The organism is Rickettsia rhipicephali str. 3-7-female6-CWPP, assembly GCF_000284075.1.
GTDB classification, from domain to species: Bacteria; Pseudomonadota; Alphaproteobacteria; order Rickettsiales; family Rickettsiaceae; genus Rickettsia; species Rickettsia rickettsii.
The window spans coordinates 377759-395368 of sequence record NC_017042.1 but is presented as its reverse complement, the minus strand read 5'-3'; the positions used below and the strand labels follow the sequence as shown (position 1 = coordinate 395368).

Here is a 17610-nt window from a genome sequence, read left to right as displayed (position 1 = left end):
AGAAAAGCAATTAAGCTTTAAAGAAATTGTTTGAAAATTCTACGTCATTGCGAGGAAAAACTGTAAGTTTTGACGAAGCAATCTCAGGATTTTATACTATTTCATGAGATTGCCACGCTCCTTACAGTCGCTCGCAATGACGATAAAAATAATCTTATCAATTATATCCCTTAGCTTTGATTAACATACAAGCTATGTTAGCGTTTCCTTGAGCTAATGCAATATCTAATGGATATTGGCACTCATTATTTAGAGTAGAAATTTTAATACCTCGTATGACCAAAAATTTTGCTAAATAGTAATTATCGTTATAAATAGCGGCAGTTAGTAATGCCTCACCGCTTCTACCTTTTTCTTGCAATATAGGATAAACGTCAAGTAACGCACGCAACCCAAAAAGATTGTTGCTATCCACTGCTCTAAACGCATTCTCTACTGCACTACAATAAGATAGATTGGCATAAATATCTTTCTTTTTATTTATATCATTATCATATTTAATAAAACTCTCTACAACTTTTCTTCTTTCGGCACTTGCTATCCATTCTTCTTGCTTTTGGAACAGTTCTATATATGCATACATATCCATCTGCTCTAAAGTCGCCTGCTCTGTTAGTGTACCAAGAACTATATCATCATCAGGTAAAAGTAACATTTGTGTTTCATCTTTAACAAATTTTGTTACCAACTCCGATGTTTCATTATTTACGTTATTATCTTGTTTTTGAATCGTGACATTTGGAGAGCTTACCGGAGGTGATTTCTCTTGATTATTTGTAGTTTGATTATTATTAATTTGCTTCTCTAAAGGCTGAAGTTGATTTGGCTTCACTACAACAACGGGTATAAGCGGCGTATTCCAATCTTGGTTTTTTGAAACAGCCACAAATGTCTCTTGCGAGTTATTGAGTTCCGCCGAAGAATCGGTTGTAGGAACTACTTTAGACGGAGCAGTAACGGGTGTATTTGGGCTAGTCGGTGTTATAGGCTGTGTAGAAGGCTGATTTGTAGGCATTACCGGAGGTGCAGGTACATTATTACTAGGTACTGCAGGAGGTACTGTTGTCGGCATAGTACTTGATGTAGTATCTTGGGTTACCGGCGGGCTAACCACAGGCGGAGAAACAGCAGGCATATTAGGTATAGAGGGCGGTGCTATCGGTGCTACGCTTTCTTCCTCTTTATTAGCATCAGGAGGGGGATTAAGCGGAATAAGCTTATGCACAGGCGGCAAATTGGTTGGTTTATATATTTGCACCGGTCGCTGTGGAGGCACTACATAACTTCCTGCTTGAGCCGGAGGATTAGGAGTTATAATATTAGAAGCTAAATTTGTATCACTATGCTCATTAGAAGCAACTTGTTCTTCATGCATTTCATTACTTGTAACACTAGGTAACGCTGCACTACCAATATCTATAAAAGGTTCAGATGCCTCGGCTTCATTAGATTCCTGCATTTCATGAGAAGCTAAATTTACACTACTTTCATGACTGGGATTTGTATGAACGTTATCACTTGTAGCACTAGGCAATGCTGTATTACCGACATCTATAAACGGCGCAGCTTGTTCATTGTCATTAGGCTCTTGGGAAGCTAGCTTTGGTTCTTCTTGATGGGCTGCTTTAGTTTGTTCATTTGCTTGTTTAGGAGGTATATCTTTCTTTTTTGGTTTACTAAAAAATTGCTTAAATTTATCAAAAAAAGAAATATCGGCACTAGAGCGAACATCCTTATCTTTAGTATCTACTACGACAACCGGTAATGATGGCGGCAAGGGCGGAGGTGAAGCATAACTTTGAACTGTCACTAATAACAAATTTATAAAAAATAATATCTTACATAATTTATTTAACATATAATTCCTTATTAAATAATTTATTTGATAGCAGGAGGTTGTTCGATGTCATTCCTGCGAAAGCAGGAATCCAGGATAAAGCGAGATAAATCGAGCTTTTAATATTAAAAACTTACTGTGTATATACCTTTTAATTGCTGAATTCCCGCTTCCGCGGGAATGACATAAACGAGTCATACACCTCCCCCCGCTTTTAGCTAGCAATGACATTCACTCCCCTACCTCTTACTATTCTGCACCAATTTCTTTATCTCAATCTCTACTAACTCTTTAACAAGTACAGGTAGATTTTTATCAAGCCAAGCTTTAAGTTCTGGTTTTAACATCTCAACGACTAATTCTTCAAGTGCATTTTTAGATGAGATATTATTATCCAGCTTTTTATCTTTAATAGTATCAGTAAAATTTTTAAAAATATCACCTACCTCTTTAGCAGATTTAGTTGATATTAACTTTTCTTCTTCATCTTGATTTACTATTTCCGTTAGCTCTAATACATCTTCATCTTCGCTATCATTTTCATTAATAGGATTTTTACGCTCGTTTATTACTCCTTTAATCGATTTTAATATGTCTTCTATCGACATGTCTTGGTTCTTTTTATTTTCCTTACTCACGTTAGAAACCTATAAACATTTTCTTTTTAATAGTCTTAAACTCTTCTTCAGGACTAAAATATTTTACTTTAAGTTTTAAACTTTGAGCCGTTAGCTCGCCGGTTAACAATTTCATTTGATATGCCGCAAGTACTGAAGATTTATACGCATCCACACGAGTTATTTTGGCTTCGTATAATTTTTCTTCGGCAGTTAAAACATCTAATATTGTTTTAGATCCGACTATTTCCTCTTGCACAGTACCGTCATATGATATTTGAGCAGCATCCACTCCTTGATTAGCGGCAACAATACGAGATTTTGCTGCTTCAAATCCCTCCCACACGCTTACAACCCCTGCTTGGGTCTGCTTTATCGCACTATCAAGTTGAACTGCACTATTTCTTGTTTGATTTTTAGCCGATCTGATTCTTGAATATTGAGCTCCTCCCTCAGGATAAATAGGGATATTTACCGAAAGAGTAGTAGTATAGCTTCTATTATTTATAGCATTTATATCATCTTGTGGATTGTAGTGTGTTCTACCGGATTGCAGTTGCACACTTACTTGCGGTAATAATTTCCCTTTTTCTGCCATTTCTAAAGCTTTAGCCGAAGTTACATTATGCCTTGCTGAATCAATATCAGGATTGAGCTTAGCAGCTCTTCTGGTTAACTCATCTAATGAAGCAGGTAACATTTTAGGTAACTCAGGCATAGTTATATTAGTCGGCTCTATTCCAAATACTCTAATAAAATTTGCTTTTTTTCCTTGAAAATCGGCATAAGCAGCTAGTTTATTCGTTTCTGCTACCGCAAGCCCCGCTCTTGCGGTTGCTATATCTACTTCCGTTGCTTCTCCAAGTCTTAATTTTTCCTCAACGGTGTTAACTTGTTGTATGTTAGTGCGAACTCTACTTTCGGAAATATCATATTTTGCTTTGCTCTCAAAACAATCAAGATACGCAGTTATTAAATTTAATAATATTTTTTGTTCACCGGCATAATATGCACCCCGTGCGGCTCTAAATCCTGCTTGAGCAGCTTTAAGAGCCGCAACGCTAGAACCACCATTAAATAGAGACTGTTGAATTGTTAATGCACCTTGATCACTATCTGTTTTCCTTGGAGTAAGACCAAGCCTATCAGCATATTTTTTATTATATTTAGTCTTATTATTTTGTCTATTAATCTGTAATCCGGCACTAGGCATAAACCCCGAAAAAGCTCGCGGAAACTGCTCAATCGAGTCTAAAAACTTAATTCTAGCAGCTTTCAGCTCCTCATTATTCTTATATCCTTCAGTTAAAGCTTCCTGCAAATCAACTGCTGCAACCGAACTAGTTAGTAATAATGTAACAATAAATGTAGTTAATTTACACATAAATTTCTTGAATAATTGATAATTATGTTAGTTAGATTAGTTTAATCTTTCAAGAATATACCTATATCCTAATAAAACAATATAAATCTATTGTAGCAATGTTAGCACGTAATATAACAAAAATTAATCTCAAGGGCAATGATAACTATTTTACATTTTATTTTACGGTTATAAAGCTTTAAGATTAATTAATATTTGATAACAAAATAATAAATTTTATGTCTATAATTGATTCTTCTAGTTTCAGCGGATTAAATAAAGAACAACAAGAAGAACTACAAAGACTTTTAATAAAATTAAAAGGTTTTACAAAAGCTTTGAAAATGAATGTAAAAGATTTAGAAGATCATTTATTTTATATTTTACAAAATTCTTTAAATGAATTATCTCACACTGAAAATATCGATGTAGCGAAAATAGAAAAACTTTTTAATAGGACATCCAAGAATCTATAAATAACTACTTTATCTGAAGCGCTTGAGACAGCATATCAAGAACAGTTAAAAACAAAAGATATCTTTTTATTTGACGGTTATTGTAGAAAAATGTTTAAATGTTTTAGAACAAATTTTAAAATTTCAGCAAGAATTAGATAAACTCTATCCTGGAGCTTCTAAAAAAATTATAGAATCATTAGACAATATATTAGTCGGGGTTATATCGACTCAAATACCGATGCTTGGAATATTTATACAAACAAGCGGAATACTTGAAAAAGTAAATAATCTTATTGAATCTGAAAAATTATTGCCAAAAATAACAAAATTGCATAATAATATAAAAGAAATAAGGGAAGAGGCTAAATCTCATGAGAAGCTTGAAAACATCTATGAAAAAGCCAAAAAAGTTGCCACAATTTCAGAAATATCAAAAGAACCGCCTCGAAAAATTATTGAAATAGCAAATAAAAACCCTAATAACCAAGCTTCACTAGAGAATGTTGTAAAAGCTGCTAAAGCTATACCAAAAAGCAAAGATGAAGTAGAAGAAAAAATAACAGAACTAAAAAGTAATATTGAAAGTGCAATTCCACAAGATATAAATATTGACAAATTAAACTCTGTAAACAATACTATTTCTGGTAATCTAAATGAAGCTAAAACAGAATTATTAAAAGTATTAAATTCGGAAGCTTCTTGTGGCGAAAAGATAGAATCCTTATGTAAAGCAGCAGAAAAAGCTACGGAAATTGCAAGCGACATAAAAAAAATAATAGAGTAATACCAGGAAGTAAAGAACTCGGAAATGTTATAAGTCTAACAATAAAAACTAACTTATTACCACCTCCGATCTTAGCAATTGCAAAGCTAACTCCTGATATATCTAACTTAGTTAATATAGGTAAAGCAGTGGTTACTATACTTGCTAAAACACACAACTTAACTCAACAACAAGGAAGAGCAAAATAGTGTCTAATTCTAATACTCATATTTTAATTGCCATAGGTTGCTTAGCATTATTATTAATATTTTTAATGTATAAGAAAATAGCAGCACGTAAAAAAAATATATTACCTGCTGAAGGAGGTAATATTGATGATTCGCCAAATGTTGCCCTTAATAGTCAAAAACCAGAAAATAAAAAGCTGACATTACAAGAAAGAATAGAACTATCTTGGAAATTCCTTTATAACATCACGGAAGTTATTTTAAATAAATTCTCTAAAGAAGATGTTATTCAAGTGAATAAATGCGGTCAAGTTTTATTTGAAAATGGCGTTAGATATGAACATGTAGTCGATCTTGCAATCCCTCAAGTTAAGTCTCATACTCAAGCAGTTGAACAAGAACAATCTAAAGAAAAAAAAGCCTTAGGGGTATAACTCTTTTCTTTGAAAAGTAGTATTTTATACTTTTCTTTAAAGCATGTTTAAAATCAATTATGTTTTTTATCCTTTACTTATATACTAATATAACTATTTAGGAGTTTATTCCTAAATAGTAAGCTTTTTTAGGAATAAACTCCAATTAAGTTAGATTATAAAAGGCAGCATTCTTAGCTAAATAGGTAAATTTTATTTAAACTATGTCTAATATATATATCTTGTTACTATATCGTTTAATAAAAGTAAGCAATTCTTATTAAAAGGATTACGGAAAGGCTTGGCATTTACTTTGTAGTTTTATCGGTTCTTTATACCAAAACGGTAATATATTAAATAATGGAGAATTTTTTAGTCCTACAAAAATAAATTGGTTTTTTATACAGTAATTCCTAATAAAGATGCTTTGCATGCTTCACATTTAAGCTATCATGCATTGAAAGATAAAGATGAATTAGAAGAGCAATTGGGCGTAATAATTAGTTATAAAATAACAGCAGACTAAGACTATGTTAGTGAAACACCTATTGATATCGAAAAAAATATTGAAAATGCAAAATTTCTCTATTTATATCCTATTTCATGGTCAAAAGCTTATGAAAAGCAGCTTGTATTACGTACAGATGAGGGGAGATATCTACCTTTATATATAATAAATGATAAAGACCGATATCTCGGAGGCACAATTACTTCTTGGCAAAATGATTATGTGGCGGCTTACAGCTTATGGCTTTCAAGCTATAAACATTAGAACCTTTAATGGAAAAACAATTAGCAGAATTAGATAGTGATATTTCTATAAAAGGAAGAAAAATTAGTAAGCGAATACAAAAATGTTTAAAACAGAAAGTTTTTTATCCTATAGCAGAACCGGTATCAGGAAACTCCTATGCACGTTCTAATTATTCAAATTGTCCATCTTGTAAAAAAGATTGGCAATTCAAAACAACATTTCATGAAATATTTGATTATAAATGTAATAAATGCCTTTTATTAGGTTATGAAACTTCATAGTTAGCTTTTTGTTGCCTAGAGATACCTTACATATTCTTAATAACGCCGGTTTAAACAAATCCGTTAACTTGATGCTCCCAGAGTTCCTTAAAAGTGCCGTCTTCTACGATCTTGCCTTTATTCATAACAATAATTCTATCCATATGCTTGATAGTAGATAATCTGTAGGCTATAGCAATTAGCGTTACATTCTCAATATCAAGCATGGTATTAATAGATTTTTTTGCTCTGTATGGCTATCAAGGCGTGAAGTTGCTTCATCTAAAACCAAAATCGGAGCGTTGTTAAGAATAGCACGGGCATGCTATACGTTGCCTCTGTCCGCCACTTAGCTTTACTCCTCTCTCACCGATAATGGTGTTATATTTTTCCGGTAAACTTTCGATAAATTCATGGATATTTGCAGCTTTGGCGGCATTTTCTATTTCCCAAGGCAAAGCATTCTCTTTTGCATATCCGATATTCTTACCTACTGAGCGATGAAAAAGCATAATACCTTGAGGAATTAATGATATCTGCTCCCACAGGCTGTCAGAGGAAGTATCGTAAAGGCTTTGGTTATCAATTATAATATCGCCAATTCCGGCTTTAAAATTTTTCAATAATAATGCAGTTAAAGTGGATTTACCGCTACCTGAATGCCCGACAATACCCACTTTCTCACCGGCTTTAATATGCAAATTAAGAGACTGGAATACACTACTCCCCTCTTTATAAGCAAACGATATATCCTTAAATATAATCTCCCCTTTGAAGATTTTTAATTCAGCAGCATTTTCTTTATCTATATGTGGGATTTGCATGATTGTAAAGGCGGAGCGAAACGCTACTATATCTTCTAAAAAGTCTTTAAGTTCCATAGTGGCATGCCACGAATTTTCAGTAACTAAAAAAGTAAGGGACATAATAAAAGCAATATCGCCGATACTAATTTCACCAAGATTACGTAAATGAATTACATACAAAAATACACCTGTTAAATATACCCAATATACTAAACTGAATATTATACAATTAACGCGAGTTTCGAATTAACAGAGCATAGAATTTAGACTAGCAAGAGAGATGTAATAGAAGGTTTATTATCAGACATTTGATAATTTATCAGTGCTGCAACCATATGAACAAAGGCATTTGTAACTGATCTATGCTTTGAATGCTCAAACTTACTCAATAGTTTAATTTTGCTAAAAACAGATTCTATCAATGATCTTTTAAGCAATAATATTTTATCCAACATAGACATAAGCTTATTTTTCATATTTTTCTTTACTCTAGTTACTATAAAAACTCCTTGCTCTAAAAGTTGTTGAAATAATTTTTGTGAAATATAATCACGATCTCCAAATATTTTACCAAAAAGATTTTTTATCATCAATTCTAGCTGTTTTCTATCATCCTTATTACCAGGACTAAAAGATGCTTTAACTTATACCACCAGCTCTATTAATTATTAAATGTAGTTTGAGTCCATAGAACCAACCTTTTGTTGTTGCACCACGTGCTGCTATACTAGCAAACACTTTATGCATTGAAATACGATATTTCTTGCATACCTCTATACTACTTGAATCTACAAATAGATAGTCCGTCACACTGATCCAAAATAGAATTTAATATTAATACTAATAGTGGTAAATGTGGACCTATTATTTTTATAAATTGGCTATAAGCTTACTAACTGAAAATCTCTTTGATGATGAATCCATATCTGTTTCAGATAATAGTTTTTAAAACAATCATAAGATGACTGTCAGTAACCTATTATAATCGTTATTACCTCACTTCTATGCAGTCTACTTTTTGGACCAGATTTGTTGTTATTTTGAGTAATTGAATTTGTATGCTTATCTAATTCTTGCAAATCGACGTAGCAAAATATTTCTATAAAATCTATGCTCATATCATAGGTTATTGCTCTTTATATTATTTTTCAATAACCTATAAACTTTTTTCTAATACTGTAAAGACACTACCTTAATTCAAACCTTAATTCAAAACGTGTGTTTTCTCACTAATTTTATAACAAAAACAGTATTATTAATACACTCGTAACCTAGTGATTATCAGCTATACAACGCCTTTATTAATACGAAACTCGCGTAAATAATTAAATCATATTTGTAATATTTTATTGTTAGAGGATTATGTACATTATGGTAATAATCATTTACTTTATTTAATTCTCACTGCTTTGCTGCAAACGAAAAAATAGTAAAGATGTTTGTAATACAATCAGCTACTATACCAAAAATCTTGCTTATCTTTTATCGTGTTCCACTTTAGCAAGTTTAGTAAAAAACTGTAAAGCAAGCGGTAAGTCAATAGCCATAAAGGTACTAATAATGACAACAAATACTTTAATATTAGTAAGACCCAGTGCAATACCGGAAAGCAGGGTAATTAATAACGGTTTGCTTAATTGATACTCGATTGCTTGGTGCATTTTATAATAATTATCACCTATGCCCCGTACTCTTCCGACGATAGAACCGGAAAGGTTATTTTGAAAATAAGTATACGGCAAATTAAAAAAGTGATTACATATTTTATTCATCATGCCTTGAAAGATATGAGGCATTGCTTTAAGTTGTGCAAAGTTATGAGCACGCCAAGCACCATCAAGTATAGCTTGTGCTGCTACAAACCATATTATCGGTTTATAACTTTGAGCAAATATAATCTTTTCATTTTGGGTAAATAAATCAAGCAAAAGTTCTACGGCATAATTATAATATAATAGGATGAAAGCCGCTTGCAATAGGCCCAAGCATCATAACAAAATACCAATATTTATACGGCTTTATAAAAGACCATAAAAAAGAAACAGGATAAGTTTTGATTTTCATAAGTTGAGAAATGTATGTTATTCTTAGATAAAAGCGGCCTTATTACATAGGCCCGTTTTATATCATACCTGCGTGCCCTTGTTGCATGACTCTTATGTCATTCCCGCAAAAGCGGGAGTCCAGTACCTTAAAGCTTTATTTGAAAAGTAAAATTTATAAAAAAATCTTGGTCTAAAAGATTTTTTTGGAAAGCTCGATTTATCTCGCTTTACCCTGGATTCCCGCCTTCGCGGGAATGACATTGATCCTTAAGTTGTCACCCATGTGCGATCAACGGAATGACATTATTGTAGATAATCTATTAATATATTAATATCAAAGGTAGCTTTCATTCGTTCCACTCATTACGTAATTTGGCCTGATATTCTAAACTATCTAGATTTTTATCTTTCCAGAGTCCAAAAGCAAAATGCCTTATTATTGTGGTCATTACTAGCAATGTAACTAGTTAAAGCTTGCCCAATAATTTTATCTCTTGATATTTTTTTCTTGGATAGTTTATCTAGAATTTTAATTTGCGAATCAGCTATATAGTATAGCTATATTAATAATAGTAATAGTTCTCACATAATCTCCTTAGGATTTTTCCTAATTGGGATATCATATCCCTATGATACGTATTATTATCTTATATCATCCTTTAGATTTAAAATCTACAAATATTTCTCATTCTCTTCTTTAACCACAGCTATTAACTGCTCAACCGATAATACTTCTTGGTCAGTAGTTCCGAGCCTTCTAATCGCTACTTGTTTATTTTCTTGCTCTTGTTTACCGATTACTGCAATCATCGGTATTTTTTGATTAGAAAACTCACGAATCTTATAGTTAATTTTATCAGGTGAGATATTAAAACCCGTTCTTACCCCGTTATCAATTAAAGCTTTCTGCACTTCCAAAGCGTAATCGTTCAAATCGCTGGTAATAGTTGCAATAGCAACCTGCACTGGTGCAAGCCAAAGCGGAAACCTACCTGCATATTCTTCGATCAATATACCAATAAAACGCTCAAGTGAGCCAAGGATCGCTCTATGTAGCATTACGGGTCTTTTTTTCTCTCCGCTTGCTGCAACATAGCTAGCGTCTAACCGCTCCGGCAAAACAAAATCCATCTGAAGCGTACCGCATTGCCATTGCCGCCCTATCGCATCGGTTAATACAAACTCAAGCTTCGGACCGTAAAATGCCCCCTCGCCTGGGTTTAGTGTATAAGTAAACCCTGCTTGTTCTACTGCTTCTTTTAAAGCATTCTCAGCCTTATCCCAAACTTCATCGCTCCCTGCTCTGATTTCAGGACGATCAGAGAATTTTACCTTTATATCAGTAAAGCCAAAATCCTTATAAACTTCAGTCAGTAATTTACAAAAACTAACCGTTTCATCGGTAATTTGTTCCTCAGCACAAAATATATGTGCATCGTCTTGCACTAAACTCCGCACTCTCATTAAACCGTGCAACGCACCGGACGCCTCATTACGATGGCACAAACCAAACTCCGACATACGAAGAGGTAAATCACGATAACTCTTGATACCTTGTTTGAAAATCTGCACGTGGCAAGGGCAGTTCATCGGCTTCAAAGCTAATGTCTTGTCGTCTGTTTCTAACACAAACATATCATCACGAAACTTTGCCCAATGTCCTGAAACCTCCCAAAGGCTTTTATCGACCAAAACAGGAGTCTTAACTTCGGTATAACCGTTTTTACGAATCTTTTTCCTAATATACTGCTCAATGGTATTATATATACTCCAGCCTTTATCATGCCAAAATACCATTCCTTGAGCTTCTTCTTGGAAGTGGAATAAATCAAGCTCACGCCCAAGCTTTCTATGATCACGCTTTTCGGCTTCTTCAAGCATCAAGAGGTAACTATCTAGCTGCTCCTTCGTGGCCCAAGCAGTACCGTATATACGCTGTAACATCTCATTACGACTATCACCTCGCCAATACGCTCCTGCAACTTTCATCAACTTAAAATGCTTAACAACCCCTGTAGAAGGAGCATGCGGACCTCGGCATAGATCAATAAAATTACCTTGCCTGTATAAAGTAATTGGCTCACCTGCCGGAATTGAAGCAATAATTTCGGCTTTATAATGCTCTCCTATCGATTTAAAAAACTCTACGGCTTTATCCCTATCCCATAGCTCTCTTGTTACTTTCTCGTTCTTTTGTGAAAGTTCTTGCATTTTAGCTTCTATAACGGCTAAATCATCAGTGGTCCAAGGTTTATCACGAGCAAAATCGTAATAATAACCGTTTTCAATTGCAGGACCAATTGTTACCTGAGTTTCAGGGAATAGTTCCTTTACTGCTTCTGCTGTTAAATGTGCCGCATCGTGCCTTATTATCTCGAGACATTCAGGATCTTTCGCAGTTAAAATACGAAGCTTGCAATCATTTTCAATTACGATACTTAAGTCTTGAAGCTCACCGTTTATTTCAGCAACCATTGCTGCTTTAGCAAGTGACATTGAAATTGCATTTGCTACTTCATAGGCGGTAATGTTTTTTGCAAATTGTTTTATACTCCCATCGGGAAAGGAAATATTAATCATTCTTTTATAACTTATTTTTTCTTCAAATTTTTTACTTGTAGACCTTATCTCGTAGCTCTTATGTCATTCCTGCAAAAGCAGGAATGACACTTAGAAGACTACTTTCTTTCTTGATCTATCATAGCCATGGCATTCATAAATTCTAATACTCTTGCATCACTAAGGATCTGATCAATAGCTTTATCGTTAAAGGTTAGTCCGGCGTCTTTATTTTTTACATCAACTACTAAAGATTCACCGTCTTTTAATTCAGAATTTTTACTAAAAACTTCTATTGCCCTAAAACCGTATTGCTTTATTACTGAAGATTGTTTTCCTAGATTTAAAGCAAATTCCTTAGAATCTTCTATTTTATTAAGCACCGGTACAATAGCATTATTAGTATAATGCACAAAATTATTTATAACCGCACTCGGATCCGATAATTTTATTACGCTTTCTAGATTCAGAGGATTATCTATAGTAGGCATATCAATATCAATAGCAAAATTAAAATCATCCATTACAAGATTAGTTTTACCGGATAATTTTTTTGCTTCAGTATCAAACTCACCTTTTAAATTAAATTCGGAATTATTTATTTTTGCAAAAACACCCATTACTCTTTCCCCATCTTCTTGAGTAATAGGACTAGTTAGTTTAAAAATTTTATCTAACTCAGCTCTTTTGTTTAAACCATTACTAAAGTAGCTTCCTAAAGCTTCAGCTGCCGTTTTTTGGTATGTTTCAGAAGGTTCTATAGTAGATTTAATATTTAAAGCAAAAGCAAAAATTTTATCTTTTTCTATATTTAATTTATATAAATTACTTTCTACTTTTCCTTTTCTTTCAATATCACAAGCAAATAAAAACGGCTTACCTTTTACTAATTCTCCTAACATCTGCATAAAAATAACAGCATGCATATTCTCATCTTGCTTTTGATCTAGAGAAAAATTTTGAATTAATAATTTCCCAAGAGCTACTAACTCATCACTATATTTTAGTTTTAATTTAGAATTGTAAGAAATAGGTAAATTCAATATATCTAACTTTGTCAAACCATACTCAAAGAAAGCAGTATCAGAGTTATTAGCTATTTTATCTCTCAAAAATTCAAAAATTTTATCATATAAATTTCTTCTGTAATTTTCAGAAATAAAAGAAACAGTATTTTTTCCATCCAAAATTAACAAATTAAGGTTATCCGATGTCTTAGTATTAGTAATTACAGAATTACTAATATCACTCTCTGCTAATTTTTCTGCATCTAGAGAACTATAAAGAGTTGATTTATTGTCACTCAAGCTTAATTTCCAATAATCAGGCTCTCTATTAAACAAAGATTTTCTAAACCAAATTGTTGTATGATGATCAGGTGAGTAAAAAATATTTTTTTCATCTTGAGCGGTAGTAATTTTTACATTATTTCCGTAAGAATCAATTTTTGTAATATTCAAAAACGGTATATGTCTAATAACTATTTCATCAAAATAAAAATCTATAGGTTTTAACATTACTTTATTTAAAGTAATACTAAATCCATATTGATTAACTTTTATTGCATCATAAGTTATATATTCTTCATATTTATCAAGAATAGAGATAATATTTTCTTTACTTTGATGTTCAAATTTATAGGCAGCATATCCCCACCCTAATAGGATTAGAACTATAAAGCTTATTATAATAAATTGTATTTTCATCTTTTTGACTGTAAAAAATTATTAAAAATCAGAAATGTTGTTCCTGAGTAGACACCTAATCGTCATTGCGAGCAGCCGTAGGCTGCGTGGCAATCTTGTCAAATATCCTGAGATTGCTTCGTCAATTACTTTGTAATTTTCCTCGCAATGACGAAAAACCGAACTTTGTAATAAAACCTTAAACAGTCCAAAATAGCATATATCGCTTAAAAAATATATTTATTTTTCTTTTAAACGATCAGCTATTAGCTGATATGATTCAAAAACCTTATTTGGTTCTTTTTCGAGCAATTCAAATCCCAATTTTTCATTACTGTTAATATGCCATAATCTACAATTATCCGGACTAATTTCATCAGTTAACATAATGATAGATTCTTCACCGTTAAACACACGCCCAAATTCTAATTTACACTCAACAAGCCGAATCCCGACACCAATAAATAAGCCGCTTAGAAAATCATATATACGCAAAGCCTGCTCTTTTACCGCTTTAATTTCATCCCTAGTTAACCAACCGAAATTTAATATTTGATACTCATTAACTATCGGATATTTAAATTCACGACTTCGGACCTTAAAATCAATGATAGGTTTATCAAATACATACCCTTCATCCATTCCGAATTCTTTTACAAATCTACTGCACGCTACTGATGATATTATTACTTGTATCGGGAAAACTTCGACATATTGAATTAATTGCTCCCTCATATTTATTTTTTCGATAAAATGATTTTCAATGCCGATCATTTCCAGTTTATCCATTAGAAAGGAAGAAATATTATTATTAAGTACTCCTTTACCTGATATATCAACAGTCTCACCGGTTTCTAAAATAGCCTTATCGGAAAAAGCCATTATAAGTAAAAAATCTTCTTCGGCAGAATATAAAATTTTACTTGAACCTTCATATAATTTTTTTTTCATTTATTTGTCTCAAAATTCATTTTCCTCGTCATTGCGAGAAAATTACGAAGTAATTGACTAAGCAATCTCAGGAGCGTGTTATTATTTCATGAGATTGCCACGCAGCCTACGGCCGCTCGCAATGACGACTCTGGTATCCACACAAGCATATCATTAAAATCCTTGAAGATCATTCGGACCGATAATTGCCAACGTAGTAGTACCACTAAATATTTTATTTGCCGTATTAATAATATCATCAGCTTTTATGCTCATGATAATTTCCATAATCTCTTCAGGAGAAATATATTTACCGAAAACAGAATAATTTTTACCTATTTCTTCTGACTTATAGGTATTTTTCTCTTGAGCCATTTGTACATTACTACGCAGTTGTGTTTTAGCTCTAAGAATCTCTTCTGTGCTTACTTGTTCAGTCATTTTTATTATTGCGTTTTTAATCTCTCTATATAATAATTCTAATTTATCATGTGCAGTGGATGCATAAATTATAAACACTCCACTATCAAAATAAGCACTATTATAACTACCTACTGCATATGCTAAACCTAATTTCTCACGAATACTTTGAAATAAACGCGATGACATACCGCCACCGAATATTATAGAAAGTAGATGGGTTTGGTAAAGCTTTTCTAAATTAATATATGATGTACCTTCAAACCCTAGCACTAAACTAGTTTGCTCTAACTCCTTATTAATAAAGCCGTTTCCGCCTATATATTTTGCCGGAATAAAGCTACTTTTGACTCCTTGCTTCAAAGAAGAAAATAACTGTTCCGCTATAATTACTATTTTATCATGATCAATATTACCGGCAATTGATAAATAGAGATTTTCAGCATTATAATGTTTATCTATAAAATTAAAAAAATGTTCTTTCGTAAAAGTTGCAAGGGTTTTAGCAGTACCTAAGATTGACTTACCCAATGGTTGTTCTCTATAAACTTTATTATAAAATTTCTCATATACTAGGTCATCTGGATTATCCTGATGATGAGCAATTTCCTGCATGATCACCTGATATTCCTTAGCTATTTCCTCATCAGCAAAAATAGAATTTTGAATTATATCGGCAAGTATATTAAGTGCTTTATCACAATTTTCAGACAAGACTCGTGCATAATATACCGTATTCTCATGACCGGTATAGGCATTAAAATGTCCGCCTATAGAGTCAAACTCTTCCGCTATCTGTTTTGCCGTTCTAGTTTTTGTACCTTTAAAAGCCATATGCTCAAGAAAGTGAGATATGCCTTCCTCTTCTGCATTCTCATAACGTGCTCCAACTTTAGCAATTAAATTTATTGCTACCGAGTTAACATAAGGCATATTATATGTTAAAATTGTCAAACCGTTTTTTAATTTACTAACATTAAAATTTTCTTTCATAATGTATCTTTTATTTTCTAAATCGTCATTGCGCGGAGATGCATAGCATCGACGCGGCAATCTCAGGAATTTTATATTACTTCATGAGATTGCCACGCTTCTTATAGTCGCTCGCAATGACGTTTTTTGATTTAAGCGATGACTCTCTTAACTTCGCAAGCCTTAGAAATCTTGCAACAGCAAAAATTATTGAATCTACAAAACCGTCAAAACCAAATACAAAATAGCGTCTGATAAAAAACGCTTTAAAAAACCACCATATCATTTCAGTTGTTAAACGAAAATTTGAAAGCTTTTTTCCTTGCTTAACTAAATCTTTTACTTGCTCGCTAGAATAAAAATTTGCTTTAGTGACCAACTGCTCAATTGAAGTACCCGAATAATGATAAGCAGCTTCATTTAATAGATAAATTTTACCTGCAAAATCAACATCTTTATTAAATATTACCGAATCATGAGTAGTACTATTTACGGTATTTGCAAAGCTTGCAAATTTTTTATTATACAACCGAGTACATTTATTAAATGGAGCAAACATTCGTGGCTTTTGGTCATTACGATGCATTATTAACAGCTTTATTTGATAAGCTAAATAACGATCTTGATTATGAGAGGCAAAAATATACTCTATTTCGTCTTGTAACTCTTTAGACAACTCCTCATCAGCATCAATATTAAGAACCCAATCATTTACGCAAAGGCTTTCGGCAAAAGATTTCTGTCCTACATAACCAAGCCACGGTTTTATTACTACCTTTGCTCCTAATTTTTCAGCTATTGCTACCGTATCATCAGTACTTTCGCTATCGACCACTATCACCTCATCAGTAATATTTTTTACGCTATTTATAGCTCGTGCTACCCTTGCGGATTCATTTTTGGTAATAATAAATGCTGAGATTTTTTCAGTTAACGACTTATTCATAATGCGTATACATTCTAAGAATTTTTACAACTTTTTCTTGTTTATAAACTTCATAAACCAACCTATGTTGAATATTAATTCTTCTTGAATAGCAACCGCTAAAGTCACCAACGAGCTTTTCATATGGAGGGTACATTTTCCAAGGATCAGTACTAACTATGTTTAATAAAACTTCTACTTTATTCTTTAAACCGGCTTGCACTATTTTCTTAGCATCTTTTTGTGCTTGTGTAGTATAACGAATTATATACATTTATAAAAAATTACCAATTTAATTTATCGCTACACTTTTCTATAGGCTCTGCTCGTCCTTCAATTATAGACTTATGCATATTTGGAATAGATAATAAATATAAAGTTTCTTCCATATTACGATAATCTTCTTCTGAAATTATAACTACATTATTTCTTTTACCTTTAATATAAACAGGTTTGTGTACATCAGAAACATAATCTATAAGTTTATAAAGCTTACTTCTTGCTTCGCTTGTATTATATATTTCCATTATTTTTTCCTTATAGTTAGTGAGACTTAATATTAACAACGTACTATAAACAGTACGTTTTGTCAATGTTATATTCCTACTATCACCC

Annotated in this window: 15 protein-coding genes and 4 pseudogenes; 3 read left to right on the top strand and 16 right to left on the bottom strand. The window is 32.5% G+C overall.

Features of this window, described 5'->3' with window-relative positions; translation table 11 throughout:
• Window positions 1–157: 157 nt before the first annotated feature.
• The 4 genes and pseudogenes from MCC_RS02135 to MCC_RS02125 form a co-directional block, all read right to left on the bottom strand.
• Window positions 158–1858 carry an ankyrin repeat domain-containing protein gene (locus tag MCC_RS02135; RefSeq protein WP_014408329.1) on the bottom strand — a complete coding sequence of 567 codons (1701 nt, stop codon included), beginning with the start codon at window positions 1856–1858 and terminating at the stop codon, window positions 158–160.
• Window positions 1848–2068, bottom strand: a pseudogene (locus MCC_RS10055) (hypothetical protein). Before MCC_RS10055 ends, MCC_RS02135 begins: the two are co-directional and overlap by 11 nt.
• Before the next feature lie 8 nt (window positions 2069–2076).
• Entirely contained in the window at window positions 2077–2475 is a 399-nt protein-coding gene (locus tag MCC_RS02130; RefSeq protein ID WP_014408328.1) for a DUF2497 domain-containing protein, read from the bottom strand.
• Window position 2476: 1 nt separating this feature from the next.
• A complete protein-coding gene (locus MCC_RS02125) occupies window positions 2477–3838 on the bottom strand; it encodes a TolC family protein (protein ID WP_014408327.1) in 1362 nt (453 codons plus the stop codon).
• 218 nt (window positions 3839–4056) lie between these two features.
• Here MCC_RS02125 and MCC_RS11065 point away from each other — a divergent pair.
• The 3 genes and pseudogenes from MCC_RS11065 to MCC_RS10045 all read left to right on the top strand — a co-directional run bounded on the left by MCC_RS11065 (window position 4057) and on the right by MCC_RS10045 (window position 6674).
• A pseudogene (locus MCC_RS11065) lies at window positions 4057–5247 on the top strand (hypothetical protein).
• Window positions 5247–5660 (top strand): DUF2660 domain-containing protein, encoded by a 414-nt coding sequence (locus tag MCC_RS02105; RefSeq protein WP_014366108.1) that lies wholly within the window; start codon window positions 5247–5249, stop codon window positions 5658–5660. Before MCC_RS11065 ends, MCC_RS02105 begins: the two are co-directional and overlap by 1 nt.
• A 759-nt stretch (window positions 5661–6419) precedes the next feature.
• A complete protein-coding gene (locus MCC_RS10045; protein ID WP_014408324.1) occupies window positions 6420–6674 on the top strand; it encodes a DUF2310 family Zn-ribbon-containing protein in 255 nt (84 codons plus the stop codon).
• Window positions 6675–6724: 50 nt separating this feature from the next.
• On the opposite strand, the gene MCC_RS10040 is transcribed toward MCC_RS10045, so the two are convergent.
• The 12 genes and pseudogenes from MCC_RS10040 to MCC_RS02035 form a co-directional block, all read right to left on the bottom strand.
• On the bottom strand, window positions 6725–6880 hold the full coding sequence (locus MCC_RS10040; RefSeq protein WP_014408323.1) for a multidrug ABC transporter permease: 156 nt from the start codon (window positions 6878–6880) through the stop codon (window positions 6725–6727).
• Between the two features lie 78 nt (window positions 6881–6958).
• A complete protein-coding gene (locus MCC_RS10035) occupies window positions 6959–7639 on the bottom strand; it encodes an ATP-binding cassette domain-containing protein (protein WP_014408322.1) in 681 nt (226 codons plus the stop codon).
• Window positions 7640–7722: 83 nt separating this feature from the next.
• Window positions 7723–8577, bottom strand: a pseudogene (locus MCC_RS11635) (IS982 family transposase).
• Window positions 8578–8934: 357 nt separating this feature from the next.
• Window positions 8935–9387, bottom strand: a complete 453-nt coding sequence (locus MCC_RS09355) for a multidrug ABC transporter ATPase (RefSeq protein WP_231288735.1) — start codon at window positions 9385–9387, stop codon at window positions 8935–8937.
• A gap of 464 nt (window positions 9388–9851) precedes the next feature.
• Window positions 9852–10053 (bottom strand): annotated as a pseudogene (locus tag MCC_RS10025) (hypothetical protein).
• Between the two features lie 123 nt (window positions 10054–10176).
• On the bottom strand, window positions 10177–12084 hold the full coding sequence (gene thrS / locus MCC_RS02065; RefSeq protein WP_014408320.1) for a threonine--tRNA ligase: 1908 nt from the start codon (window positions 12082–12084) through the stop codon (window positions 10177–10179).
• Between the two features lie 98 nt (window positions 12085–12182).
• Window positions 12183–13769: a hypothetical protein gene (locus MCC_RS02060; protein WP_014408319.1), complete on the bottom strand. Its 1587-nt coding sequence runs from the start codon at window positions 13767–13769 to the stop codon at window positions 12183–12185.
• Window positions 13770–13988: 219 nt separating this feature from the next.
• Window positions 13989–14699 (bottom strand): phosphoribosylaminoimidazolesuccinocarboxamide synthase, encoded by a 711-nt coding sequence (locus MCC_RS02055; RefSeq protein ID WP_014408318.1) that lies wholly within the window; start codon window positions 14697–14699, stop codon window positions 13989–13991.
• Between the two features lie 153 nt (window positions 14700–14852).
• Complete coding sequence (locus MCC_RS02050; protein WP_014408317.1) at window positions 14853–16091, bottom strand: M16 family metallopeptidase; 1239 nt, start codon at window positions 16089–16091, stop codon at window positions 14853–14855.
• 76 nt (window positions 16092–16167) lie between these two features.
• Entirely contained in the window at window positions 16168–17016 is an 849-nt protein-coding gene (locus MCC_RS02045) for a glycosyltransferase family 2 protein (protein WP_014408316.1), read from the bottom strand.
• On the bottom strand, window positions 17009–17269 hold the full coding sequence (locus MCC_RS02040; RefSeq protein WP_014408315.1) for a Txe/YoeB family addiction module toxin: 261 nt from the start codon (window positions 17267–17269) through the stop codon (window positions 17009–17011). Before MCC_RS02040 ends, MCC_RS02045 begins: the two co-directional genes overlap by 8 nt.
• A 10-nt stretch (window positions 17270–17279) precedes the next feature.
• Window positions 17280–17522, bottom strand: coding sequence for a type II toxin-antitoxin system Phd/YefM family antitoxin (locus tag MCC_RS02035; RefSeq protein WP_014365352.1), 243 nt, complete (start codon window positions 17520–17522; stop codon window positions 17280–17282).
• Between the last annotated feature and the right edge of the window lie 88 nt (window positions 17523–17610).